Annotated in this window: 24 protein-coding genes and 3 pseudogenes; 17 read left to right on the top strand and 10 right to left on the bottom strand. The window is 34.6% G+C overall.

The window, feature by feature from the left end:
* Nucleotides 1–7: 7 nt before the first annotated feature.
* Nucleotides 8–988 (bottom strand): NAD(P)H-binding protein, encoded by a 981-nt coding sequence (locus IX38_RS12125; RefSeq protein WP_034705332.1) that lies wholly within the window; start codon nucleotides 986–988, stop codon nucleotides 8–10.
* Nucleotides 989–1,557: 569 nt separating this feature from the next.
* On the opposite strand from IX38_RS12125, the gene IX38_RS23460 reads away from it, so the two are divergent.
* The 4 genes and pseudogenes from IX38_RS23460 to IX38_RS12115 all read left to right on the top strand — a co-directional run bounded on the left by IX38_RS23460 (nucleotide 1,558) and on the right by IX38_RS12115 (nucleotide 3,553).
* Nucleotides 1,558–1,638: a peptide-methionine (S)-S-oxide reductase gene (locus IX38_RS23460; RefSeq protein WP_394331187.1), complete on the top strand. Its 81-nt coding sequence runs from the start codon at nucleotides 1,558–1,560 to the stop codon at nucleotides 1,636–1,638.
* A 47-nt stretch (nucleotides 1,639–1,685) separates the two neighbouring features.
* Nucleotides 1,686–1,778, top strand: a pseudogene (locus IX38_RS23455) (peptide-methionine (S)-S-oxide reductase); the annotation flags it as partial.
* Nucleotides 1,779–1,900: 122 nt separating this feature from the next.
* Nucleotides 1,901–2,470, top strand: a complete 570-nt coding sequence (locus IX38_RS12120) for a Crp/Fnr family transcriptional regulator (RefSeq protein ID WP_034705330.1) — start codon at nucleotides 1,901–1,903, stop codon at nucleotides 2,468–2,470.
* Between the two features lie 87 nt (nucleotides 2,471–2,557).
* Nucleotides 2,558–3,553: an MBL fold metallo-hydrolase gene (locus IX38_RS12115; protein WP_034705329.1), complete on the top strand. Its 996-nt coding sequence runs from the start codon at nucleotides 2,558–2,560 to the stop codon at nucleotides 3,551–3,553.
* Between the two features lie 261 nt (nucleotides 3,554–3,814).
* Here the strand turns inward: IX38_RS12115 and IX38_RS12110 are convergent, their stop codons facing one another.
* Both IX38_RS12110 and IX38_RS22360 read right to left on the bottom strand, forming a co-directional pair.
* On the bottom strand, nucleotides 3,815–4,081 hold the full coding sequence (locus tag IX38_RS12110) for a transposase (RefSeq protein WP_034705326.1): 267 nt from the start codon (nucleotides 4,079–4,081) through the stop codon (nucleotides 3,815–3,817).
* Between the two features lie 541 nt (nucleotides 4,082–4,622).
* Nucleotides 4,623–4,748, bottom strand: coding sequence for an MPN domain-containing protein (locus tag IX38_RS22360; protein WP_262483448.1), 126 nt, complete (start codon nucleotides 4,746–4,748; stop codon nucleotides 4,623–4,625).
* 952 nt (nucleotides 4,749–5,700) lie between these two features.
* Between IX38_RS22360 and IX38_RS12105 the strand changes: the two genes are divergently transcribed.
* From IX38_RS12105 to IX38_RS12095, 3 genes are all read left to right on the top strand, one after another.
* Nucleotides 5,701–6,120, top strand: coding sequence for a hypothetical protein (locus IX38_RS12105; protein WP_131368677.1), 420 nt, complete (start codon nucleotides 5,701–5,703; stop codon nucleotides 6,118–6,120).
* Nucleotides 6,121–6,508: 388 nt separating this feature from the next.
* On the top strand, nucleotides 6,509–7,099 hold the full coding sequence (locus IX38_RS12100) for a hypothetical protein (protein ID WP_131368676.1): 591 nt from the start codon (nucleotides 6,509–6,511) through the stop codon (nucleotides 7,097–7,099).
* A 175-nt stretch (nucleotides 7,100–7,274) separates the two neighbouring features.
* Entirely contained in the window at nucleotides 7,275–7,886 is a 612-nt protein-coding gene (locus IX38_RS12095; protein WP_034705321.1) for a GNAT family N-acetyltransferase, read from the top strand.
* A 1,618-nt stretch (nucleotides 7,887–9,504) separates the two neighbouring features.
* On the opposite strand, the pseudogene IX38_RS22355 reads toward IX38_RS12095, so the two are convergent.
* The 3 genes and pseudogenes from IX38_RS22355 to IX38_RS23350 all read right to left on the bottom strand — a co-directional run bounded on the left by IX38_RS22355 (nucleotide 9,505) and on the right by IX38_RS23350 (nucleotide 11,325).
* A pseudogene (locus IX38_RS22355) lies at nucleotides 9,505–9,815 on the bottom strand (RteC domain-containing protein).
* Nucleotides 9,816–10,189: 374 nt separating this feature from the next.
* Nucleotides 10,190–10,876, bottom strand: coding sequence for an MFS transporter (locus IX38_RS23355; RefSeq protein WP_262483447.1), 687 nt, complete (start codon nucleotides 10,874–10,876; stop codon nucleotides 10,190–10,192).
* Complete coding sequence (locus IX38_RS23350) at nucleotides 10,876–11,325, bottom strand: MFS transporter (RefSeq protein ID WP_262483446.1); 450 nt, start codon at nucleotides 11,323–11,325, stop codon at nucleotides 10,876–10,878. The genes IX38_RS23355 and IX38_RS23350 overlap by 1 nt, the downstream gene beginning before the upstream one ends.
* A gap of 107 nt (nucleotides 11,326–11,432) precedes the next feature.
* Here IX38_RS23350 and IX38_RS12075 point away from each other — a divergent pair, with 107 nt between their 5' ends.
* The 5 genes and pseudogenes from IX38_RS12075 (at nucleotide 11,433) to IX38_RS12055 (ending at nucleotide 16,619) form a co-directional block, all read left to right on the top strand.
* The gene (locus IX38_RS12075; RefSeq protein ID WP_034705317.1) at nucleotides 11,433–11,795 is read left to right on the top strand and encodes a winged helix-turn-helix transcriptional regulator; all 363 of its coding nucleotides are present in this window, start codon (nucleotides 11,433–11,435) and stop codon (nucleotides 11,793–11,795) included.
* A gap of 244 nt (nucleotides 11,796–12,039) precedes the next feature.
* Nucleotides 12,040–12,603 carry a Crp/Fnr family transcriptional regulator gene (locus IX38_RS12070; protein ID WP_034705315.1) on the top strand — a complete coding sequence of 188 codons (564 nt, stop codon included), beginning with the start codon at nucleotides 12,040–12,042 and terminating at the stop codon, nucleotides 12,601–12,603.
* Nucleotides 12,604–12,796: 193 nt separating this feature from the next.
* A pseudogene (locus IX38_RS12065) lies at nucleotides 12,797–13,197 on the top strand (GNAT family N-acetyltransferase).
* A gap of 74 nt (nucleotides 13,198–13,271) precedes the next feature.
* Nucleotides 13,272–13,952 carry an aspartate/glutamate racemase family protein gene (locus IX38_RS12060; protein ID WP_034705313.1) on the top strand — a complete coding sequence of 227 codons (681 nt, stop codon included), beginning with the start codon at nucleotides 13,272–13,274 and terminating at the stop codon, nucleotides 13,950–13,952.
* A 324-nt stretch (nucleotides 13,953–14,276) separates the two neighbouring features.
* Nucleotides 14,277–16,619, top strand: a complete 2,343-nt coding sequence (locus IX38_RS12055; RefSeq protein WP_034705311.1) for a TonB-dependent receptor domain-containing protein — start codon at nucleotides 14,277–14,279, stop codon at nucleotides 16,617–16,619.
* Nucleotides 16,620–17,186: 567 nt separating this feature from the next.
* Here the strand turns inward: IX38_RS12055 and IX38_RS12050 are convergent.
* From IX38_RS12050 to IX38_RS12030, 4 genes are all read right to left on the bottom strand, one after another.
* Complete coding sequence (locus tag IX38_RS12050; RefSeq protein ID WP_034705309.1) at nucleotides 17,187–17,645, bottom strand: hypothetical protein; 459 nt, start codon at nucleotides 17,643–17,645, stop codon at nucleotides 17,187–17,189.
* A 51-nt stretch (nucleotides 17,646–17,696) separates the two neighbouring features.
* Nucleotides 17,697–18,044, bottom strand: coding sequence for a hypothetical protein (locus IX38_RS12045; protein WP_034705308.1), 348 nt, complete (start codon nucleotides 18,042–18,044; stop codon nucleotides 17,697–17,699).
* Between the two features lie 302 nt (nucleotides 18,045–18,346).
* Entirely contained in the window at nucleotides 18,347–18,757 is a 411-nt protein-coding gene (locus IX38_RS12040; RefSeq protein WP_034705306.1) for a hypothetical protein, read from the bottom strand.
* A gap of 669 nt (nucleotides 18,758–19,426) precedes the next feature.
* Nucleotides 19,427–20,071: a BON domain-containing protein gene (locus IX38_RS12030; RefSeq protein WP_131368675.1), complete on the bottom strand. Its 645-nt coding sequence runs from the start codon at nucleotides 20,069–20,071 to the stop codon at nucleotides 19,427–19,429.
* Nucleotides 20,072–20,507: 436 nt separating this feature from the next.
* Between IX38_RS12030 and IX38_RS12025 the strand changes: the two genes are divergently transcribed.
* The 5 genes from IX38_RS12025 (at nucleotide 20,508) to IX38_RS12005 (ending at nucleotide 23,410) form a co-directional block, all read left to right on the top strand.
* Complete coding sequence (locus tag IX38_RS12025) at nucleotides 20,508–20,708, top strand: hypothetical protein (RefSeq protein ID WP_034705299.1); 201 nt, start codon at nucleotides 20,508–20,510, stop codon at nucleotides 20,706–20,708.
* 45 nt (nucleotides 20,709–20,753) lie between these two features.
* Complete coding sequence (locus IX38_RS12020) at nucleotides 20,754–21,437, top strand: SMI1/KNR4 family protein (RefSeq protein WP_034705297.1); 684 nt, start codon at nucleotides 20,754–20,756, stop codon at nucleotides 21,435–21,437.
* A gap of 80 nt (nucleotides 21,438–21,517) precedes the next feature.
* Entirely contained in the window at nucleotides 21,518–22,075 is a 558-nt protein-coding gene (locus IX38_RS21955; RefSeq protein ID WP_051884684.1) for a hypothetical protein, read from the top strand.
* 170 nt (nucleotides 22,076–22,245) lie between these two features.
* On the top strand, nucleotides 22,246–22,782 hold the full coding sequence (locus IX38_RS12010) for a hypothetical protein (RefSeq protein WP_034705296.1): 537 nt from the start codon (nucleotides 22,246–22,248) through the stop codon (nucleotides 22,780–22,782).
* Between the two features lie 31 nt (nucleotides 22,783–22,813).
* Nucleotides 22,814–23,410, top strand: coding sequence for a hypothetical protein (locus tag IX38_RS12005; RefSeq protein WP_228377943.1), 597 nt, complete (start codon nucleotides 22,814–22,816; stop codon nucleotides 23,408–23,410).
* Nucleotides 23,411–23,990 lie beyond the last annotated feature (580 nt).

The raw sequence follows: 23,990 nt of genomic DNA, 5'->3' as shown, positions 1-23,990 counted from the left end.
ATCTAATTTATTTTGAATTGTAAACGGTCGCAAATTCCAGGGCGAAATCTTTCATTTTTACTTTGCCCATTGTCGGTATATTCTTGTAGTAATCCTCAAACAAAATCCCGCCATTACGCTGGCTGGCATTCATTTCCGTAATATCATTTGCCAGGTTTAGAGGCATTTTATATTTTAGTAACGCATCCAGCATTTGTTTGTCACTGATGGCTACCCATTTCAGATAAGGTTTCCCAACGGCAGTTCCAAGAATAGTTGCAATTTGTTTGCAGGTCAACTCTTCACTGGTCACATAGCGTGCCTTGCGCCCTTTAAATGTCGATATCAGTTCTTCCGATATCGAAGCGGCAATATCTAGTGGTGAAACCCAGGGCATTTTGTCTTCAGCACCGTAATTGGATACAATAAGCCCCTTTTTCCCTTGCAGCAAACCTGTTAATCCGTAGTGACGAAGCGTAAGAAACAGCCCTACAAAACCTTTCAAAAACCCCTCCCCTTTTACAATATCCATGAACTGATACAGGTTGTAGTAGAAACCCACCGGCCGCATAAACGTGATTGATACATCTGCAGGTAATTCCTTCATAACCTTCTCTGCCACAAAATGGAAGGCGAGCAACCCGTTTCCCTTGTCGGTATGAGCCCCTATGCTGCTGAGGTGAACTACCTTTTTTACTCCCGATTGCTGAATTGCCGCAACATAATTGCTGGTAAGCCTGCGAGCTTCTTCCCTGGCATCGAGATTGGGATTTTCTTGAAATTTAAACGGCGGCAGCATGGTGTAAACTGCGTCGGCACCGGTAAATGTTTTTGCCAGAAAACTCACGTCCTCGATTAAACCGATCGCTGCTGTTGCGCCTATGGCTTCAATATCCCTTTGTTTGTCAGGGTTACTGCTGATCACCGTTACCGCATGACCTTTTTGTACTAACTCCTTAGCAAGTGGCTTGCTGATGTGTCCTAAAGAACCTGTAATAATAATTTTCATATACTTGATTTTTATATAGTACAAATGTCGGCTTAACGAATCAGCCGAACGTAGCCAAACCTGTGATTGTCATAGCCATTTTTTAGGATACGGGCATTTTATAGAACTAATTAAATCAGTATTCGAGACAAACTCAATTACTTCTCAGGGTTTTGCGTAACAAGATACGCTCTTTTACACGTCAAGTGGCAGATATCTACCAACGGGTTAAAAGCTTTTCCTCCGTCTAATAAACAGAAGCATTTTAAATAGAATGGATATGTACCATTAGGTTCAAACTTTACAGCTATCTATTGCCATTAGACGACGGTATTGACTATCCTTTTTAATTGCTACCAATTAAAATGAAGCAACTAATTATTTTGGGATCTTATTCTGCTAAGCGATTGGTGGTTGATATCCAGGTATTTGGCTATATCACCAAGAGATATCCCATGGACTATGTGTTTGTTTTCTTACATAAAATTCTGGTAGCGCTTGGTTGAATCTTCTCCGAGCATTTCTTAAAATCTTTTTGGTCTTACGGACAGTAGTGTCTGAGATGAGTTTTCTTTAAAAAATCTATCTTATTGACCTACAGCATCAACAAGCAGGGAAATGACATAGGAACCCAGTATCGTTCGGGAATTTATTATATATATATGGAATAAGGTTCCGGTTCTTACCCAAGTGATAAAAAAATGTCACTCAGTACCATAATCCTTTAGTGGTACAGGTAGTACCACTGGTAAATTTTTACACGGCAGAAACCTATCACCAGAAATATATTGAAGTCAATCCAGGCAGGTAATACAATATTGGTATGGGGTTATTTGATTTGACTAGGTAGCAAAAAGATTAGAAATTATATTGTAGCTTGGTATTATCTATAAAAGGTTAATTTTATAGCCTAATATCAGGTTAAAATTATCTATGTCCCAGTTACTCCGAACAAATATAGAAGCGGTTTGCCCGCTGAGTGATGAAGAGTTTGCCCATATCTTATCACATTTCAAGTCAAGGAAGCTGAAAAAGCATGCTTTCCTAGTGCAAGAAGGTGAATATTTAAGGCAGGAGTACTTCGTATTAAAAGGCTGTTTAAAAGCCTATATAGCCGACCCTGAAACAGGTAACGAGTTTATTTATCAGTTTGGTGCAGAGGACTGGTGGATGACAGATCGGGAAGCTTTTTTCAAGGAAACCAAGGCCACCATAAACATAGATTGTCTGGAAGACTGTGAAGTGCTTGGTATCACACTGGAGGATCGCAACAAATTAGGGGAAACTACTTGGAAGTATGAGCATTTCCTGCAGGTAAAGGCAAATCTGGGATACATTTCATTGCAGAAACGCTTACAGTTGATGATTATGGGAAGTGCGAAGGACCGCTATGAACATTTTATTCGTCAATACCCCGAACTATTTACCCAGATTTCTAAGACGCACATTGCTTCTTATCTTGGGGTAACCCGTGAAACCTTAAGCCGTTTATATCGCCGTTAACGTGATATTTGTCACAAAATCAAAGTGACGTTTATCCTGTGTGCCGCTAAAAAAATCCTGGAATTTTGTTTCATTAAATAATTAGATATGAAACATGCATTTTTTGCTTCTAAAGCACTATTAAAAATTACCGCTGCCGGGATCTTTTCGATCGGCATCCTGCTGACTACTTCCAGCACATTTGCGCAAACAGTAAATCAGGAAAAAGCTTACCAACCTGGTTATTACCGGTTGCCGGTAGGAGATTTCGAGGTAATCGCTCTTTCCGATGGTACTGTACCCCAAAACTTTCATCAGCTGCTTACCAACGTAAAACCGGGTGAGATTGATCGTTTGCTGAAACTGAATTACCAATCCGATCCTGTAGAACTTTCTGTTAATGGTTATCTTATCAAAAAAGGCAACGAACTGATACTTGTTGATGCAGGAACAGCGGAAGCGTACGGACCTACACTTGGGCATTTGATAGAAAGCCTTCGACGCGCCGGCTATCAGCCTGAGCAAATTAGCGCAGTTCTGATCACCCATATTCACATCGATCATACCGGTGGATTAATGGATAAGGGGAAATTGGCGTTTCCTAACGCCACCATTTATATTAGCAAGCCCGAAGTTGATTTTTGGCTGACAGCGGAAAGCAAGCGCAAAGCGCCGGAAAATTTGAAGAATTATTTTGTACAAGCCGAAGCGACCGTTGGGCCTTACCTGAAAGCTGGTAAGGTAAAAATATTTGAATATGGTAAACAGGTACTACCCGGCATATTGCCACTGGCCAGTCCCGGACATACTCCAGGGCACACCTTTTTCTCATTGGAAAGCAAAGGCGAAAAGTTGTTATTCTGGGGCGATATTATGCACGCTGCAGCCGTACAGTTTGCAGACCCAGCGGTTACTATTGTTTATGATGTAAACCCGTCTGCTGCAGCGGCACAACGGAAAAAAGCATTTCAGGACGCGGCACAAAAAGGATATTTAGTAGCCGCCGACCACCTTTCTTATCCAGGCATCGGCAGAATTCGGGCAGAAGATAATAGTTATGTTTGGGTGCCAGCTAACTACAGTACCTACACAGCAGCACAATAAATAGAGACATTAAAAGCTACGGTATTCAACGCAATACTGTAGCTTAATTTTAACAGCTGACACCTCCCATCGAGTGACCTTGGCTCGACTGCTGTTCTGCGAGCAAAACCAGCTCATCCCGAATCTTATCATTGTTATTGTTTTTCTTTTTTCTTGTAATAAAATACCGAACTGTTTATGATAAAAAGTCTACACGCATTCCGAGTGCTTATCCCGTGTCCGATCCGGAATAAACAAACAGTTCCCGCTTCTCGGAAGGTGTTAAAGCTTTTTTGCGATCACATCTTTCATCACCACATTTTCCAGCGTAAGTTCCGCTACGATTTTTTTGTACTGCGAAAGTTCCTTTTCAAGTTCCTTCATTTTGGAGAGTTGCTGCACATTCAAACCTCCATATTTACTCTTACATTTGTAAAATGTGGGCTGGCTGATGCCGTGTTCACGACAAATATTATTTACTGTTTTTCCTTGATTTTGTTCAGATAGAATCTTGATGATCTGAACTTCTGAAAATTTACTGTTTTTCATAGTCTTCCAAATTTAAAAACTATATTTTTAAATGATCCTCTTTTTGGGGAAGATTACATTGCTCGTTACACCCCATGATAACACTTATGAAAGGAATACTAACTATTACTGTAACTAATCAAAAAACAATCCTTATTTAAAGCTTTTACGAGCAATAACAAAAGCTGCCGGTAATTTTCAACGCCAACGGAAGCCTTTCATTCTATCTAAATGTCATATCATTTTCATCTTTAAACTGCCCCACTAGATTCACTTTTCTAACATTTATATAATGCAAAGAGAAGACGATTTAAGAGGTCTTGCTAAAATCATAGGATTGATAAGTATAGTAATCATACATCTTTATTGGTATTGGCTATCCGCTAATAAATGGTTTGAATAGAGTCCTGTCAAGTTCCTTATACAGGATTATTTATTTGTGAAATTGTAGAAATTCTCTCTAAATCTTCAATTAAATATTTCGATATTTCTTCGGTTATGGCTACAAGACCGGAAAGAGGTGATAATTCACTTTCTTTCCGGTTTTCCCCCTAACTCATTGTTAATATGATAGATACAAGACAGTAAAACATATTGAAGAGATTCCGCATTCCGATATTTTTTTGATGCCCAACACCTTGTTCGCCTGATTCAGGTACAATGCAAAGAAGTATTCCCTGTAATCCATTTCATCCGCATCAAAATGTTCCCTGAAAACATCTACTGCATCCGCTGACGATGATATAAACTTTCACAATTTCCCTTTCTTGAATAGCTCAATTTAATTTCGTTGACAATATTGAATTTCATATGTCCTGCTCCAAGTACTGCGTAGAACTGTTTTTCCACACTTACATTATTATGAAAAGTCAATAAAAAGAATTTTGTGGAGGTTTTAAAAGTAAAGAAATTGGTTCAATAGCTATAACTGTAAGAGAATAATAGTTGAATTCAGCACTTCATTTCAAACAATGATAAACATCTACAATGATGATGTATGTCTATTTGAATATGGCCTGAGTTTGAGTGTAAGTTGAATATGTAACGGGAACAGTATTGTCGAATAAAACTTTTTGATAGGATTAGTGAATACTTTTCCTCAGATCCATAAAATATGATCCAGACGACAAATCTATTATCCACATAATTTAAAATCATAGAGAAAAGCCTGGAAGAAATTTTTGACCCTATCATTCAACTTCACAAAAAAAGTACGATGGTCCAATTAAAATCATTAAACATCAGTTTTATACTGACTGTTTTTATAAATTTGTGAAAACGCAAAGTAACGCAAAGCCATCTAATTTAGGGTCGATATGCGCTACATTGTAGCGTATATAAATAAGTTGTCAGAAACGCCATTGAAAATCCGGCATAAAAACAACGGTTCTAAATATTGGACAAACTTGAATCTTAAAAGAAACTGAATCCAGACCAAAATTCTTTGCGCTGAGAGGTCTGCATTCATTTTCTATCGGACTGAAAAAAACGCTGACTTAACGAAATTTTCAATCGCGTTTCTGACAACTGTTCCGACAACCTCTATTCTACTCTGACAAAAAACTGCTAGACATTCAAAAATATTTCTAAATTTAACGAAAGTAAACACGATGAAAAAAAGTATGCCAATAATTAAAAAAATGTTACTTGTAGCATTAATATCCTTTATCTCTTCGTGCAATAAAAACATTTCCGAATTTACAATAGAAGAAACTACGCACAACTACACCAATGATTTTAAAGCTGTTGAAAATTATGAGGATGCTTTAAATGCAGAAATAGTTGACACAACAAACCATAGCAAAGTCAGCTATGAAAAATACTATACCCAAAATGCCGATTATCTATTTAGTATGGGAGGCGGATGTTTTACCCCTAAAATTGAGGAATTATATGCTAAGCAAAGCAACGATACGATAAAAATTCATTGGGAAAGAAAATTCTGGAAGCCTTGCCCACCGACAGGGAAACATAGTCCCGTTTTTGCGAAAATAATCATCAACAAAGAGAAATATCCCAACTACAAAAAATTGGTTTTTATTACGATAGATGATAACTAAAAATCCAACTATCATTTTCGTTTGCAATAGGAAAGTGAATATCGCTACGAATTATAAATTGTTTTGTCGGTTGATTACTAAATTTATCGAAACAAAAAAACAAGCGAAGGAATAGGCGCATCTGCCAACAAGGGTTTGGCAATAGCGGGCAGAAAATCTAAAATTCACTTTTTGTGCTCCGATTAAAATTTGTAGTTTAGTTGAAAGTTTCGGCTTCGATTTGACCACCATCGCCAAGTCCCGAAACTTTGGCGGTAATTTTAAGACGACCATGATAACTATTCAACGATTGACCTTTATAATAACCTTGCTGATAATTTTGTCAGGTTGCAACAATAAAAAAAGTGAACCCAATAATTTCAATAAAAAGACTAACAGTTCAAAAAATATGGCAGACACATCATTGGGCAAGTATGACCTTTTAATTCGGCAAGGTGCTGATAAATATTTAGCTGAACTCGACAAATTGCATTGGTTTGAGCAAACAAATTTAAAGCGTGAAGAGGTTGTTGAATATTTAAATGAACATAAAAAGTTGCCAATTCTTTGTATTTATTCCATAGCTGAAAACTTGTGGCACGACAGCGAGGGCTACGATGACATGGAAAGATATTTGGAACTAACAAAGGATTACCTGAAACTTGCAAATATCCAAATCAAGACAATTCATGGGTTTGACAATGGAGAAATTGACCTTGCAACAAGTTCAAATAGTTATCATTACACTATCAAAGATTTTGAACCATCCAACGATTGGATAGAAGACGGATTTATAGACAATTTTATTAATCAACAAATTTTGACAAAAGAAAATTGCAATAAGCGTTTTTATATTATACCACCAATGGACCAAAGTATATTCGTACTGTTCTTGACACCGGAATTACATCAACAAGCAATTGACAAGGGAATTATTCCCGACAACCCTAATTACTATGACGACAAAGAGCAACTTTTTCATGATGCCAACGAGAAATAAAACTACCGCCAACACGGGTTTTGCGTCAGGCGGGCTGAAGTGCAAAATTCAAGTTCAGTTCTTCGATTGAAATTTAGTGCAAAATTGAAGTTTTGTGCTTCGATTTCCCGCCCGAACGCAAAGCCCAAAACCGTTACCTGCAAGCATTCCCAAATACCGCTTAATATTGAAAATTATGAATTTTGACTTTACAGAAAAATATATTTTAGAAAACGACTGTGTTTTATTAAGACCTTTGGAAGTTTCAGACAAAGAAAAACTAATAAACTTTGCAATTAATGAACCTGAACTTTGGAAGTTCAATATTAATGGAGGAAATGGTCAAGAAAATTTTGACACCTACTTTGACACAGCAGTAAAATTATTTAAAGAGAAAAATCATTACCCTTTTATTATTTTTGACAAAAGAAATAATGAATATGTAGGAATGACACGACTTTACGAAATCTCTAACGAATTTAAACGTCTTGACATAGGGTTTACTTGGTATGGAAAAAAATTTCAAGGAACTGGACTAAACAAAAACTGTAAATATCTTCTTTTAGAGTTTGCCTTTGACAAACTACAAATGATAAGAGTAGGTTTCGGAGCAAATAGCAAAAACGAAAGAAGTATAAACGCTATGAAAAGTATTGGATGTAAAGTTGAAGGGATATTAAGACAATTTAGTAAAGATGCTGACGGAAAAATTATAGACGCAATAAAATTGAGTATCTTGAAAGACGAATGGGAAGAAAATGTAAAAAACAACTTAAAAGAACAAATTGAAAAATATGCCATCAGGTAACATGGGTTTTCCAATAGTGGGCTAAGCTGCAAAGTTCAACAGTATTTCTTCGATTGAGATTTGTGCTTCGATTTCCCGCCCGAACGCAAAGCCCAAAACCGTTGTGTGCAATGGCACTATCGACGCCGATCAGACATTAAGACTTTCGACTAAAAAATGATAATAAATTGAAAATAGACTTTTTAGAATATCCTAAGACAATAAAAATATTACTAGCAATCTATGTTTTAGGTTTTGCCATTGGGACTACCACTCATGTAATTGACTTATTAAATCACGGGTTGATATTGAATAAAGATGTACCAACATGGAAAAATTTATATTGGGTTTCACTGACTTTCTTAGACTTTTTAACAATTATCTTAATTTTAAGAAGAAGAAGTATCGTTCCTGCTCTAATCGCGTCTAACTTCATTATTATTTCTGACGTTCTAATCAATACGAACGGATTTACATTCGAAAGATTAGGAAATTCTGATGATTACAAAATATTCTTACAAATAATCTTTGGGCTATATATATTGACTTCGACTCCAATAATCCTAAGACTGCGTGCTAAGTACAAAAAAGCGACATGCACACAACATCAGGTTTAATTTATGCCTGGGTGCCGTGGTTCTCGAAAGTTTCTACTTTTAACTAATTTAGTGCTCGGGTGACAATTAGTGCTTTTTAAGCGGGCACAACTTAAACCTATAACCGTCATCGTCCTAAAATTACCTTGCATTATTTAATCTAAATTTCAATGAACTGCAGAGGTTTCTGACTTTTTCTATGCGGATCACCATTCAGGCAGGCACAAGGAAAACTGCAATCAATTCCTTGAAAACAATAAGAAAGAACATTGATGAAAGCTTGAAATATTCTTGCGGAGGGTTTGGGATCCCGGATACCGGATACCCAAAAAGATTTTTTTCCGCAGGAACAACGGAATATATTTGCTATAGAAAATCAGGTATCCTTATATGGAATGATGGTCATTGAAATATGATCTGCTTACTAGAGGATCGATAGAAAGAATGTTGTAGTCAGTATGAAATTTAAAAGAGGCTTTGTTCAAAAACTTTAGATGATTGATAAATAACAATTTAAATCAGTACCTCATTCAAAACGATGATAAAAGCGCTACAGTGATTTATGTGAATTTGCAATTGAACTGAAGTTGAGTGTAGGCTGATTGTATTATGTGAAAAATGTTGTCGAAAAACTTTCAGAAAGATCAGCTATGCATATTTTTTATCAACCTATCGTATAAAATTCAAACGGTAGAACCTTAATTCAAATTAATTAAAAAGTAATTTGAATGCTTTACCGTAGAACTTACACAAGAAGAAATTGATTATTTAGATGAGATTTCAAAACCCGAATTGAATTTCCCAATTCCTTTTCTGGAAGGAGCAAGAAATGTTGGGCACGCAGGTGCAACAATCAATGGGAAAGAGTCAATTGTGCCACCGATCTTACCAAAGAATATTAATGAACTGTATTAAATAAAAATGATACAGAGCAAAATAGATTTACAAACATTGTAATGAGGATTATTATTGAAATAGGTGCATTTCATAATCAGAATAAACGAAAAGAGTTATAGACTGATTTTAACAGGGAAAGTAATTTGCTAAATTTCGTCCTCTTTATCCATTTTTTTAAACAGGCTTTCTTTAAGGCTGTCAAGGAATTTGGTGCGGTTTATTTTTCCGGATTTAAGTTGCATAAATGTGTGATATAATCACCCAAGCTAATAGTGAATGTACTTTCAAATGTTTTGGCGATAGCTATCATATCTACGTTGTCAAATGCACTCTCCGAATGCAGTGCGTAGATCAATTCAGTTAATGCTGTATTATTTTCTGCCCAATTTAAACACGAACAATCAGACGGTTTCTTTTGATTGTTATTATTCATTTGGTCTTCAATATACACTTGTATCAGGTCGTTAATAATCTTTGCCGCATTATAATTGTGGGAAGTAGAAAAACGATGGTCGGTTCAAAATAGACTGTAACTAGTTTCAATTTCCGATTCGTTGATTGCCATTTCCAGCTTATGTAGCATTTTATTATAAAATTTATCCATTCAGCTATTTTGAAATCTTAATGTTATGGTTCTAAAATAGAAATGCCTAAATCTCTTGTATTTAGGCATTCTACAGTTTCTCACTACAATTTCAGCGATCTAATGTTTGTTGTACGGTAGAGAGGTCAAGTAATTTACTATATGCAATGAAGTATTTTACGACTGCTTCTTTGAATAATGGTTCGGGGAATTGAACAGTTTGCTTAAGTGTGTTGTTTAATGTCATATCAGCATATTTTCTTTTTAAGAATAAGTATTAATAAAGAGATTGCTAAACACAATATGCTTGACCAAATAATTTGATGAACACCGAAATGCGAAATCCAAAAACCTCCAATGGTTGTACCCAAGGTAACTGCAATATTGCCACAGGAAGTAAAAATGCTATTGATAAATTCAGGATTTTCGGGTGCAGAAGATGTTACATTGATATTACTTATTATAAAACCACCCGTATGTATTAAGCCCCAAACGCCCACCATTACTGCAATTGGCAGAAACTGTGTGCCTGAAGTATAAAGTAAAATATGTACAACTGCCAAAGCGGGAATAAAAAAAAGCGTTGTTGTGTAAATACTTTTAGATAAAAATTTACCGGCTAATTGATTTCCCAAAACTCCAGTTATCCCAAAAATAAATAGCAAAATACTTATCTGCTTTCCATTCATCTTACTTACATTGCTCAGATAGTCCGCCATATATCCATAAGTGGCGTACATCGCAGCAATCATAAAACAAGCTAATAATAAATTCATCCACAAAACTTTCTTTTTTAAAATAGTGCCGTTTGTACCTGTTTCTTTTTTGTTTGGAATTGGAATATCTGGTAAAAAAAGTAATAATCCTACAAGTGAAATTGTATTTATAATGGCATATAAAACAAAGGACGATTGCCAATTAAATACATCTGCCATCAATCAAAGGGTACGCCCAGAATACTTGCAATGGTAAAGCCACCAAAAACAATGCTCACTGCCTTCGGAGCCTCTCTTTCAGGAACTATATTTGCGGCAGTAGAAAGTCCGATTGACCAGTAAACAGGATGAAATAATGCAGGTGAAATTCTTGCTATCAACAACAGCCAGAAATTAGGTGCAAAAATGGAAAGTAAATTGGACAGAACAAATATTCCCAATGTAAATGCCATCAAATTTTTTCTGTTGAAAGAATATAAAAGCAGCATCATAAATGGTCCTGAAATAGCAACGGTTAATGCAAAGCCACTCAATAACCAGCCAGCCTTCTCAATAGTTACTCCGAATACAGATGCCAGTTGTGGCAATATACCAATAACTCCAAACTCGGTTGTGGCAATTCCAAAAATACCTAATGCCAAAATGTAAAGTATTCTTTTTGATTTCATATAAATAATTTTTTTGCAAATTTGCAAAACGAACTATCTATAAACTATATACTTACCTTTAAGTTATATACTAACTTTTTGGAAAGTATTACTAAGAAATTATCGTTATGCCTGAATTTTTTCATGATAAAAGACTGTACTATACACCAATAGAATTTGCTCTAAGCCACATTGGTGGAACTTGGAAAATGCCTATTTTATGGCGATTACAGGAAAAGCCTCTTCGTTTTAGCGTACTAAAAAAAGATATTCCGCATATCACGGACAAGATGCTCACAAGCCAGTTAAGAGAATTGGAAAGTAAAGGATTAATAAACAGGGAGGTATTTCCTGTTGTACCTCCCAAAGTAGAATACAGTTTGACCTCTAAAGGCAAAAAGGCTATTCCTGTTATTGAAACTATTATGATGTATGGGTATGACCTTATTAAAAAAGAAGGAATTGAATTTCCACCTAAAAAAGAGAAATAAGATTTGATGAAAGACTGAAATATTTTTGCGGAGGGTCTGGAATCTCTGATTCCGGATACCCAAAAAGATTTTTTTCCGCAGTGACCACTGAATATATTTGCTATAGAAAATCAGGTATCCTTATATGAAATCATAGCAGTTGAAGTATGATCTGCTTATTGGAGATTCATAATGTGAAGATGGCAAGGCATAAGAAATTTGTATCTTTGATTCGTTGTAAACCTACATCCACATAATCATCGTAATGGATATTGAACAAATACTTGACAGGATCTATCCCTTGTCAGAATCTTCTAAGCAGATACTCAAAAGCCACATCATTGAACTCAATTTTCCTAAAAATCATGTGATCATCCAACAGGATAAAAATGAAAAAAATTTTTACTTTATCAAAAATGGAATCGCCAGAACATATATTCAAAATGATGGCGATGAAACTACATTTTCCTTTGGGAAAGAAGGTGACACCATCATTTCTTTCAAAAGTTATATTGCCAATGAGAAAGGCTATGAGAGTGTTGAACTGCTGGAAGATTGTACAGTTTACAGACTCAATACACAAAGCCTGCGAAAGTTATACAGTGAAAACATAGAGATCGCCAATTGGGGTATTAAGTTTGCGGAAAATTTACTTTTAAGAGCAGAAGACAGATTGCTGGCAAGGCATTTCGGAAATGCTGCCGATCGGTATGAACTTCTGTTAAAAAACTATCCCAACTTATTACAAAGAGTTCAGCTAGGATATATTGCCTCTTATTTAGGGATTACACAAGTGAGCTTAAGCCGGATCAGAGCTAACATAAAATAGTATTGTTTTTTTATCATTTGTTAAATTATTACTGATATAGAATGGGGAGTTTTGTCTGCAGAAAAAAATAAGAACAGACAAAATGCAAGATATACAGTTAAGAAAAGCAGAAAACAAAGATCTTATCACCCTACAAAAAATTGGAAAACTCACATTTTCCGAAACATTCGCTTCGGACAACAGCGAAGAAAATTTGAGATCATATCTGGAAACTGCATTCTCAACAGAGAAAGTCAAAGGTGAACTATCAGATGAAAATTCAGAATTTTATTTTGCAGAGTTTGAAAATGAAATTATAGGTTACTTAAAGGTAAACTACGGAGATTCTCAAACTGAAATTAAAAGTGAAAAAGCACTTGAAATTGAAAGGATCTACGTGTTGAGAGAGTTTCACGGAAAAAAGTCGGACAAATACTTTATGAAAAAGCTATTGAACTGGCTGCAGATTTTGTCTGGCTGGGCGTTTGGGAACAAAACCCTAGAGCGATCCGCTTCTATGAAAAAAATGGATTCAGAGCATTTGACAAACATATATTCAAACTGGGAAATGATGAGCAAACTGATATTATGATGAAACGGACTCTGGAAAATTAGTGGCTGATACAGCACTAAAAACAACGCATAGATTTATGTCATCTGACATATCAAACCACAAAAAAAAATAAAAAATGAAGAAAATCGGATTAGTTGGAGGAATAAGCTGGACATCGACATTAGATTATTACAAATTTATAAACGAGGGAGTCAATGCAAAATTAGGCGGATTAAATTTTGCCGAGTGTATGATCTACTCACTGAACTTTGGAGACATCTATACTCAAAGTTGGGACAATTCATATGATTTGCTTTTAAATGCCTGTGAAAATTTAAAGAAAGTCGGAGCAGATGGAATTGCATTGTGTGCAAACACTGCACATCTCTATGCCGACAGACTTGAGCAAGAGATTAATTTGCCGGTGATCCACATCGTTACAGAAACAGCCAAAACAATAAACAAAAATGGGTTTAAGAAAATCGGGCTCATAGGTACAAAGTTTACCATGGAAATGGATTTTTACAGAAACAAATTTGAATCATTTGGTCTTGAGGTCTTGATCCCTGAAAAACAGGAAACGAGGGAATACATCCAATACACGTTAAGGGAAGAATTGGGCATTGGATTTATTAACCCTGAAACAAAAGAAAAGTATAAAGCAATTGTAAAAGATCTGGTAGACAGAGGAGCAGAATGTATTGTGCTAGGTTGTACAGAAATACCGATGTTAGTAAGCCAGGACGATTTTGAAATTCCTGTGTTTGACACTACAAAAATCCATTCACAAGCTATTGTGGAATTTATAACTTCCTGACAAAACAAGAAACACTTCCTTGTGAGGTTTCTGACTTTTTCTACGCAGGTGAGCATTCGGACAGGCACAAGGAAAACTGCAATCAATTCCTTGAAAACAATAAGAAAGAACATTGATGAAAGCTTGAAATATTCTTGCGGAGGGTTTGGGAAGCTATGCTTTCTTCACTCAACAATCCCCCAATCTTTAATTTTTTAAAAATGAAATTAGCTGTTCCCTTTATCAAAAATGGAGCAACAGTCCATTAAATCAAAAAAAATGGGGTGATGGCATGTAATAAAAAATAGCTCAGCATTGTCATAATAATGAACTATTAACAGAATCATGAAGAAGACATTGCTTTCAATTATTTTAATAACCCCTTTCCTGGTTTTCTCACAAAGTATCACAGGCAAGATCACACAATCGGGGAAACAGGTTTCGTATGTAGAGATCATTGCGGTAAAAAATCAATTCAAACAAACTGCCATCTCCGACGAACAAGGAAATTTTGCTCTGAAACTTCCTGAAAATGGAATTTATCAAATGGTTTGTATTCTGGACGGAATCGAAGTTTCAAAAGATGACATCACTGTCAACGGAAGTACAAAACACGATTTTGCTCTTGAAAATAAGTCTGCAAAAGAGATCGAAGGCGTTGTCGTAACGGCGAAAAAGAAATTAATCGAAAGAAAAGCAGACAGATTGATCTTTAATATCGCCAATTCTGTTGCCTCGCAGGGAATGGACGGCATAGAAGCGCTTAACAACACACCACAGATCAAAGTTGATGAAAATGCGGGGATCTCTATGGTTGGGAAAAGTGGGATCTCGGTGATGATCAATGATAGAATGTTGAACCTTACCGGAACTGAACTCATTAATTATCTAAAAGGTCTTAGTTCCGAAAATATCGAAAAAATAGAGGTCATCACCGCACCACCATCCAAGTATGAAGCCCAGGGAAATAGCGGACTGATCAATATTGTTTTGAAGAAAAACCAAAACATGGGCTGGAATGGCAATCTGACAACCAGTCTTCTCCAGACCACATATGCCGGGTTTTCCAATTCCGCGACGGTTAATTATCAAGGTGAAAAACTAAGGTCATCACTAAAGTTGAGACAATATGACAATCAGAAACATTCCTATGAAAACTACAAGATTGCAGGTTCAGACGGAATGGCAAGCTCAGATGACAGGAGAGATTTCGGGAACGGCGGAGGTCTTAATTATAGTTTGGACTATCAGCTCAATAAAAGATCAAGTATAGGATTGGTCTACGATTACGGACTGGGAAACTCCGGAATGGATATAACGAACACTTCAGATTATTTTCAAAATGGGAACTATACCAACTCTCTGTCTACCTATGCAGAACACCGCACCAAAAATAAAAACAACACTATAAGCGCCTACTATGACCTGAAATTCGGAAAGCGGGATAACAAATTGAGCATTACAGGAAATTATTTTTCCAACACGCCCGCAAGCAATATTGATTTCACAACTAATGACAATTCCGGCAATTCTTTCATCGTAAAAACGCCGTCTGAACTGAATTACAAAATATATTCCGGTCAGGCCGATCTAACGCTTCCGTTTGAATTTGCAAAGACAGAGGCCGGAATCAAATTCACCAGTTTCGATAACAATTCCGACATCAAATACCAGAATCTGATCAATGGAACTTATATTACAGATCCGCTGAGAACCAATATCTTTAATTATAAAGAAAAGAATTATGCTGCATATATGAGCCTTGAAAAGGAACTGGCTGAAAGATGGACCGTAAAAGCAGGCTTAAGGTATGAATATTCTACCGTAAGCGGTGCATCGGCCTCCACCGGACAGAACACAGAAAATTCTTATGGTAAATTATTTCCCACTGTCTATCTATCATACAAAGCTGATGATAACAATACTTTTAATATCAATTACTCCAAAAGGATCAACCGACCGGGTTTCCGTGCTATCAATCCATTTCGCTGGTACACTAATATTAATTCCTACTATTCCGGAAACCCAGCTTTAAATCCTTCTATTAATCATAATTTTGAACTTTCTTACCTGTATAAAGGAAAATTTTCTGCCTCGGCGTATTTTCAGAGAGAATTAGATGCTTTCAGCCAGCTCGTAGTTTTGGATGGAGAAAATAAGACAAGCAACTTTTATAATTTTTTCAATAAAAACAGTACAGGAATTTCCTTAAGTTTTTCCGATACTTTATTCAATTTCTGGGAAGTGAATTACTCAGGTGATTTCTCTCATATGCAAACTCAGGTTTTTGCGACCGATGCAGCTTCCAGAAAAGGAAACAGCACAACTTTCAACCTCCAGAATAGTTTTGCTTTAAAAAAAGACAAAACAATTCAGTTTTTTATGAATTACTGGTTCCGTCTGCCTTCAAGTATGGGAAATGTTTACTCTTATTTTGTTGGAAATTTCACATCCGGCGTAAAAGTAAATCTGATGAACAAAGATCTTCAGATGAATGTCTATGTTTCTGATATTTTCCGTCAGGCGAAAAGTCACGGGGAGATCTACTATCAGAATTCTGTACACTCATTCAACAATTACTATGATGGACAAAACCTGACAGTTTCGTTAACTTACAATTTTGGAAATAAAAAAGTAAAAGAACAGGATCGAAATGTGAAATTTGAGGAAAAGAACAGAGCGAATTAAGATTGCGTTCAATCTTTTTGAGAATCATAAGGATCAAAATTTCAATGAACTGCAACTGTATCTTGTGAGGTTTCTGACTTTTCTATGCAGATTACCATTCGGACAGGCACAAGGAAAACGGTAATCAATTCCTTGAAAACAATAAAAAAAACATTGATGAAAGCTTGAAATATTTTTGCGGAGGGTTTGGGAAGCTATGCTTTCCGGATACCCAAAAAGATTTTTTTCAGCAGGGACTGCGGAATATATTTGCTATAGAAAATCAGGTATCCTCATATGAAATCATGGTATTTGAAATATAATCTGCTTATAATAGAATCAATAAAGAGAATGATGTGGCAGGTCTACGTATAGAATATACAGCTAAATTATTGATGGTTTACATACATAAGAAAAAGACAGTAGCATTGTGACTTGTTACAGAGAACCAGCTCTTGTGATGAACAAAAAGCTTAGGTTATTGAAACAAAAGAGAAAACAGAAGAATATTTGAAATTGTCTTTATAGATTTCGCCCTCAGATTTTAGCATCAAATAAAGGTGTTGATATTATGACTTTATGTGCGGTTTATTTTTTATAGGTTGTATCGAGGAATTTGACAATATTGTCCCAACTTTTATTGTTTTCTGCATTTAGTTTGGTTATAGTTTCATGATCTGTAACGACGGTTATTTCTGTGTCATTTCCGTCATAAGCCAGATGAGAATTTCCGTCTTTCAGATTTCTGAATTGATTCAAATCGATTTTATTAACCAGATTTTTCCAATCTTGATTTTTATTAATATACGACTTATGAACATTTTGAGTAGAGTCTACCGCCAAAAGGGAATACCTGATGCTGTCTTTCGTAATTTGGTAAGTCGATGACCGGATCGTACTCCTCCCTCCAAAAGTTGACATAGAAACTTCCTTGATTTCGTTTTTAGCAACTTTTACACTTGTCTTTTGCGGTGTTTTGTTGCAGGATTGTAGAGATAAAGCACAAAAATAGCTTGTGGATAATATTAAAATTTTAATGTATTTCATAATTCTAAATTATTCATGTGAACTGTAAAATCGATAATCTGATTGTTTAAATTATTCATAATACCAATATCCAAAATACGTTTCGCTGTTCTTACAAATATCGTCAAAATTGGTTTCTTCTATTTTTTCATATTCGAATTCTAAAAGAATCTTTTTGATCTCCAATTTGTACTTTTTATTTTTGGAACTGGAATATTTTGCGCACAGGCATTTTGCCAAATCCATCTTCGCATTATGGTAATTAAAACCTTCATATTCCTTTCCGAATATTGATTTTTGATAAGTAGATTTACAATTCAAAGCAATAACTTCCTTAGAAATATCCGGGTTCACCAATCGGAAAATTGCAAAGGCTAAAATTATAGAAATTGAGATAATAATGAATTTTTTTTTCTTCATAATTAATTTTTATTATGCCGGATTCTATTGAACTTTATATCAAATTCTAATAACTTTTCACGTTTTTAGTCTCAATCATAATCTAAGTCAGACGAAAGATTGTCACTGATTTGTATAAATTCTTGGTCCATAATTGATTGATTGATTGATTGATGTGGTCTGTGAAAATTGCCGCTAACATTTCGGGCAGGAAACTCTAGTTCGACGTAGTCAAATCGAAGTACGAAAACCAAATTGAAAAAACTAAACTTGAACTTTTGTAGGTCAGCTATGCTATTGTAAAACTCATGTTGCCGCTACTGTTATAATGTAATTCCATTTCTAATTTTATTAAACTGCTCATAGCCGTTCTTTTCAGGCTCTTCCAAATTTAATATCTCGCCTAATGTTGTATCAAATACGCACCATCCATTCCTTTTACATAATTCTACAATAGGATAAATACTTTCTTTACCATATAAATTAAAGCTTAGGAAATTTTGGGTTTCTGTCGATTTTAAAATAAAGAATTCAATTGAAAAATTTTCCCGTTCAATTTTCCCCATATTTTCAATAACTTCCCCATAATCAAAAAGCTTTAAATCAGGAAAATGAGAATGGAGCTTTTCTAATACAGATGCCTCTGAACCGATATCATCAATTGTTGTTTCGTCAATTTCTGATCCGCTTTTTATTTCACGATTTAGTTTGAATACAAGTACGTCCCAACTCATTTTGATTATTTATAAATTATTTAGTCTCTCAAACGGTATTCAAGAATTTGTCCAAAATAGTAATAAAACCTTATATAGTTTAATGCATTGCTCATCAAGCTGAAATTAATAACTTATTTTGACAACTAAATTATTGAAATGAATTTGCTAAAAATCCCCACCACCGTTTTAGGCTTTTCGAAGTAGGCTGAGATAGCCGAAATTTTCACCAAATCTAAAGTTAAAAGATATAAAAAAACTTTCAATTAAAAACAAAATCCCTTTTTTGCCAAACTGATGTTAAAGGTCAGTATTTTTAATTAAATAATTTCGTTTATTTTGTTTTTTTCAAAATTCTCATTCACCTGTGTTGAATATTTTATGTCAGGTTCATCCCATTGCTCGTTACGAAGCGGTATAAAACACAAAGTATCATTCCCTAAACTTTCTTTGCAAAGTCTTATTTCAAATTCTGAATAAGATGCAAAATTCAATAGCATTGACCACCAATTTTCAGTTTAAATTGACCACCTGTAATTTTGATAAAAAAACTCTTACTTTTCATATGTCAATTACGTTCGGGCGGGCAATCAAAGTACAAAACTTGATATTATTGCGAAAGTTCAATTGAAAAACGACTGTTCAATTTTGAACTTCAGCCCACCTGAGATAAATACTTATCAGTGCCGGTTATTCTTCTCGCCATTCAATATCCGGATACATTTTTCCTGTTAATAAATAGTACTTGAGGATTTCTAACCCGTCTTTATTGTCAACTAGCTGTGAGGTTGGATATTCATCTTTTTGTCCATTTGTCAGTACGAAATCCTGCATTTCATCATCTTTCCCTTTAGAATTGTGAGTTGTAAAACCTGTGTCTTCATCAAATTTAAGATAGATTGCAAATGAATAAGTCAGATTCTTTAATAGCAATATTGCAGTTTCATGGTGTCCACTAAAGCTAAATTCTACATATTGGATGTCTTGAGAATATTTAAAAATACGATCCAATTGAGCCAAAGTGGTAACAGAATATTTTTTTTCATTTAGGGTCAAGTTTAGCATTGTAGAATTTGATAAAATCTCAAGACCATTGTAACAACTTGAAACACTTTCCAATTGCAATACAAAATTCTGTATATCTCTTTTTTCATTATCATTGTCAACAATTCCACTTATTGAAACAGTCCCGTCAGCAGTTGCAGAAACCCTTAAATTGCAGACATTAAAAGTGTCAATAATCTTTTCGCTAATGTCTTGTGAAATGAAAAAAGCTTTTTCAGCCTTAATAACTTGCTCCTTAAGATCGTCTGGTAAATGGTCGAATTTTGACATGTCCATAGTGTTCCTGTTATAATTGCCAACAACGTTTTGAGACTTTGCCCTCAGGTGGGAAACGTTAGTTCGACAAAGTCAAATATAATTACAAAAGCTGAATTTATTACTAAAGTTCACTTGAAAAACGACTGTCGGATTTTTACGTCATCCCCTAAAACAATATAGATGTTGTAGGCAGTGTTTTGTTTTATATTTGTTCTTGAAATATTCTTTCAGCTTTTCTCCAAGTTCGATTTTAATCTTCACTAATATACTGTTAATTATTGGTCTTATTTTGACAATGAAAATACAGAAGATTGTTGGGGAATTACGCTATTAAAGCGACAAATTTTGGTAGACCAAAAAATCTATTAAAAAATTCTTTGAATATCCGCAATAACAACAAAATGACAGAAGAGCAGAAAAAATTATATAAAGCAATTGATGAGATTCTATGGAAGATTGGCACCCGATTGGGCTAAATGACATTGTTGAAGTTAGAGACGAATATCAAGGTTATACAAAACACATTTTCACTTTGACAATTAAAGGTACGGACAAAATAAAAATTTCAAAGTATCTTTATGAAATTGAAACAGTAAATATGGGAATGATTGGTAATAAAATCCATTACGAACAAATTGCTGAACGTTAAGCCCCAAGACATTCCCTGCTATATTATTGACCAATATCTTAGACTATGATCGAACAATTAGACAGAATTAAAAACAAACTCGAACAACTTAAAAGATTCGACAAAGACTTGAAATTATTCGGTGCGGACACACACGAATATTTGCTCAACCCAATTTTAACAAGTGAACAAGTCACTCAATTTGAGACTGATCACAAAATCGACCTTCCTAAAGATTATGTTTCATTTTTGACAACAATTGGTAACGGTGGTGCAGGACCATTTTACGGTGTTAATACCTTGGGCGATAGCCGTATAATTTATTTTGACAATAAAGAAAAAGGAAATCACCAATATTTTGATTTGTCAAAAGCTTTTCCACATATTGAAAGTTGGAATGTTGAAAATGAGCTTCAAGAACTGTATGAAAAAATAGAAAAAGCAAACGAAGCGGGTAATGAAGAACTCGAAGAAGAGTTGTTTAAACAAAAGTGGGAAATTATTGGTGGTGAAGAACACGACTTCGGCAGACTTAATACAACGGACTACGGTTGTGGTGTAACAATAAGCTTAATTGTGAACGGACAAGAAAAAGGAAATATGTGGACGGACGACAGAACCAACGATGCAGGACTTTATCCAACGATAGAATTAGGAAACAAAGGCAGAATAACTTTTTTAAACTGGTACGAACTTTGGCTTGACAATTCGCTTAAAGAAATCCAAAGCAAGACCCAAAACGGCAGGTAACAAGGTATTGGTGCAAGCGAGACAGCAGTGCAAAATTCAAGTTTTTAATTCACAAGGAAAATCAGTATAAATCAGATACAATGAAAAACCTAATCACACTTTTAATGCTTCTTTTTTCATTGCAATCTTGTGAAAATAAAACAGAGAAGCAAAAAAGCAAAGAAATACAAAAATCAGAACCGAAAGATATTACGGACATCAATACTATTAAAGACACTGTTCAAAATGTTGTTCAACAAGCAAAAAGCGACAATTTATTATTTGATATTGAAGGAAATTACACTCTTAAACAAGATGTAGTTACGGATTGTAAAATATTCCTCTCTCTTTTTTACAAAAGTGGAGTTTTAAAATACAAGATGGAAACCAATACCCGGAAACTTTCGGGGGATGCAAAAATCGACTTAAACGAAAAAAAAGACGGTTATTATATCACGTTCAAAAATATAGAATGGAGTGAATATTTAGGAGCAATAGACTCTGAAGGAGAAGCATCTGAGGAAGATTTGCCATTACCTCAAGATATACAAGGTGTTTTGTATAAAAATGAAATAACTATCCAAAACTCGGGAAATGCAATGAATTATTATCTGAAAATTGGCGAATGTGATGTGAAATATATCCATTTAATCAAATGAATACAATAATAGATGAAATTAACAAAGTGTAAATCAATCCAATGTATTTACCTTTAGTATGAATTAGATCACATTTAATAACCATAAAAAGTATATGGAAACAAATCAGTAATGACTTTCTATAAACATTGGCGGTGATTTTGCTGGACAATTATTAAATAAAAACAACTATGAAAAACTTATTCATTATTACCACATTATTGATATGCAGCTTTGTATTTGGACAGAAAAAGAGATCCAACAAAGTGGCTCCACCTCCTATCGTGGCTCCAAAAATTAATCCTCCGGCAACAGAAAAAGTTCCCGATTTTCCTTATGGGAATGATTCTGCAAAATGCTATATCTACACAACTGAGGAAAAGAAAGATTCCTTGGTTTATGTGACAGAAAATCTCCTGGAATATGGTTGGGTAGCAAGCAATGCAAGAATGATAATTACAACATACAGTTTTGATCCGATTAAAAAACAGCAAGTTGAAAAAGACGGTTACATCTATGGTCAATCGAAAACTATGCAGTATATAGATGGGGAATTTGCTCTTGAAAAAGGAAATCTCACCTTCACACCAGACAAAAAAGACAAATTTGATGTACGCCATTTCAAACTGGTTTATAAACCCAAAACTAAAAAAGTAAATTATATAAAAGATGAAAATGATCATCCATATAAAACAGGAGATTGTCCTGTACCAATGGTAAGTTTGTAAATAATAACAAGTGTTCGCTAAAATGAAAAGTATGAAAATAATAATGGCTTTATTATTTATTTGGAGTTTGTTCAGTTGTAATATTACTTCAGAAAAGGAGAATGGTAACAAGGAAAACATCATCATTTCAAAATTTAAACATAAAAAAAATGCTTCCGAAAGTGATACTTTATGGGTTTCGCAGAATGATTCGACAGTTTTTAAGAAAGAACAAGTGATGATCCATCGGCCTTGCAGTAATCCGGAATTCACAATGCATTATGAACTTCTCAAACCAATAGATCAGGCTTATTATTACATTTACAACGACAAACAACAGTTGATATCTGAGGGAAAATACACCAAAGAATTCACGTATGAAGGGCAAACCAGCAAAGTTGGAAATTTCTATAACGAGAAAAGTTATTACTACAAAAATAACGGAAATCTGAAAACAATCCATTACATGAAAGACGGACGAAATGATAAAGTGGAACTTTACGACAATAAAAAAAGACTGACAGAAGTTACATATTTCGATAAAAAATCATCCGACAAAGAAAAAGTTGAAATCTACGACAAAGGCAAACTCGAAGAGACAAGAATTTACAAAAGTTTTGACACTTATTATACTGTAAAAGCAGACTAAAGCATTTGAAATTGTAAAATATGAAAAAATTAATATTTAAATACTGGATTACTAATGTTCTGATCAGCATAATTCTATTCATCTTGTACAGAGTCGTAATTTCTGAAATGCAATCCGATAGTGAAGGCTTTCTGGATACTCTTTTATTCATTTTAGAAATCCTTATAAGTCTTGGATTTTCACTGGTTTTTCTTTGTGGATTGCTGGTTTTTTCTTTGACTTTTTTCCTGAATCTGATCAAAAAAATCAGAGATAACCGCTTTTTATCTCTGTTGACTTTTATAGGGATTCCTGTTATCTGTTTGATTTATGCCATGATTTACTTATCATTTCCCTTGCAGGTTAATACGATTTTGATAATGTTTGTCAGCTTTTCTATCATTTATTTAATCATTACAACCGTACAATTTTTAATGTTCAGAAAAACAATTAAAAAATATATTAATGAATAAAACTTTTAAAATCATTCTGCCAATTACTTTATTAATTTTCACTTACTCCAATTCACAAACAGGATCGTTAAATTTAAGCCATTCTTGATTAGAAATAAATTCTTTATAATTCATAAATTTTATACTAT

It is taken from the genome of Chryseobacterium luteum (assembly GCF_000737785.1).
GTDB classification, from domain to species: Bacteria; Bacteroidota; Bacteroidia; order Flavobacteriales; family Weeksellaceae; genus Chryseobacterium; species Chryseobacterium luteum.
Note: the sequence above shows the minus strand (reverse complement) of the source record. Positions and strands in the feature narration are given on the sequence as shown.

Bases quoted from the DNA above. Each gene is read 5' to 3' on its own strand.
- IX38_RS21955 (WP_051884684.1), top strand. From the start codon at position 21,518: ATGAAAAACCTAATCACACTTTTAATGCTTCTTTTTTCATTGCAATCT.
- IX38_RS12050 (WP_034705309.1), bottom strand. From the start codon at position 17,645: ATGAAATACATTAAAATTTTAATATTATCCACAAGCTATTTTTGTGCT.
- IX38_RS12070 (WP_034705315.1), top strand. From the start codon at position 12,040: ATGGATATTGAACAAATACTTGACAGGATCTATCCCTTGTCAGAATCT.
- IX38_RS12095 (WP_034705321.1), top strand. From the start codon at position 7,275: ATGAATTTTGACTTTACAGAAAAATATATTTTAGAAAACGACTGTGTT.
- IX38_RS12025 (WP_034705299.1), top strand. From the start codon at position 20,508: ATGGAAGATTGGCACCCGATTGGGCTAAATGACATTGTTGAAGTTAGA.
- IX38_RS12075 (WP_034705317.1), top strand. From the start codon at position 11,433: ATGCCTGAATTTTTTCATGATAAAAGACTGTACTATACACCAATAGAA.
- IX38_RS12060 (WP_034705313.1), top strand. From the start codon at position 13,272: ATGAAGAAAATCGGATTAGTTGGAGGAATAAGCTGGACATCGACATTA.
- IX38_RS23355 (WP_262483447.1), bottom strand. From the start codon at position 10,876: ATGGCAGATGTATTTAATTGGCAATCGTCCTTTGTTTTATATGCCATT.
- IX38_RS12100 (WP_131368676.1), top strand. From the start codon at position 6,509: ATGGCAGACACATCATTGGGCAAGTATGACCTTTTAATTCGGCAAGGT.
- IX38_RS12030 (WP_131368675.1), bottom strand. From the start codon at position 20,071: ATGTCAAAATTCGACCATTTACCAGACGATCTTAAGGAGCAAGTTATT.
- IX38_RS12020 (WP_034705297.1), top strand. From the start codon at position 20,754: ATGATCGAACAATTAGACAGAATTAAAAACAAACTCGAACAACTTAAA.
- IX38_RS12125 (WP_034705332.1), bottom strand. From the start codon at position 988: ATGAAAATTATTATTACAGGTTCTTTAGGACACATCAGCAAGCCACTT.
- IX38_RS12115 (WP_034705329.1), top strand. From the start codon at position 2,558: ATGAAACATGCATTTTTTGCTTCTAAAGCACTATTAAAAATTACCGCT.
- IX38_RS12105 (WP_131368677.1), top strand. From the start codon at position 5,701: ATGTTACTTGTAGCATTAATATCCTTTATCTCTTCGTGCAATAAAAAC.
- IX38_RS12120 (WP_034705330.1), top strand. From the start codon at position 1,901: ATGTCCCAGTTACTCCGAACAAATATAGAAGCGGTTTGCCCGCTGAGT.
- IX38_RS12110 (WP_034705326.1), bottom strand. From the start codon at position 4,081: ATGAAAAACAGTAAATTTTCAGAAGTTCAGATCATCAAGATTCTATCT.
- IX38_RS12040 (WP_034705306.1), bottom strand. From the start codon at position 18,757: ATGAGTTGGGACGTACTTGTATTCAAACTAAATCGTGAAATAAAAAGC.
- IX38_RS23350 (WP_262483446.1), bottom strand. From the start codon at position 11,325: ATGAAATCAAAAAGAATACTTTACATTTTGGCATTAGGTATTTTTGGA.
- IX38_RS12005 (WP_228377943.1), top strand. From the start codon at position 22,814: ATGAAAATAATAATGGCTTTATTATTTATTTGGAGTTTGTTCAGTTGT.
- IX38_RS12010 (WP_034705296.1), top strand. From the start codon at position 22,246: ATGAAAAACTTATTCATTATTACCACATTATTGATATGCAGCTTTGTA.
- IX38_RS12045 (WP_034705308.1), bottom strand. From the start codon at position 18,044: ATGAAGAAAAAAAAATTCATTATTATCTCAATTTCTATAATTTTAGCC.
- IX38_RS12055 (WP_034705311.1), top strand. From the start codon at position 14,277: ATGAAGAAGACATTGCTTTCAATTATTTTAATAACCCCTTTCCTGGTT.
- IX38_RS22360 (WP_262483448.1), bottom strand. From the start codon at position 4,748: ATGGATTACAGGGAATACTTCTTTGCATTGTACCTGAATCAGGCGAAC.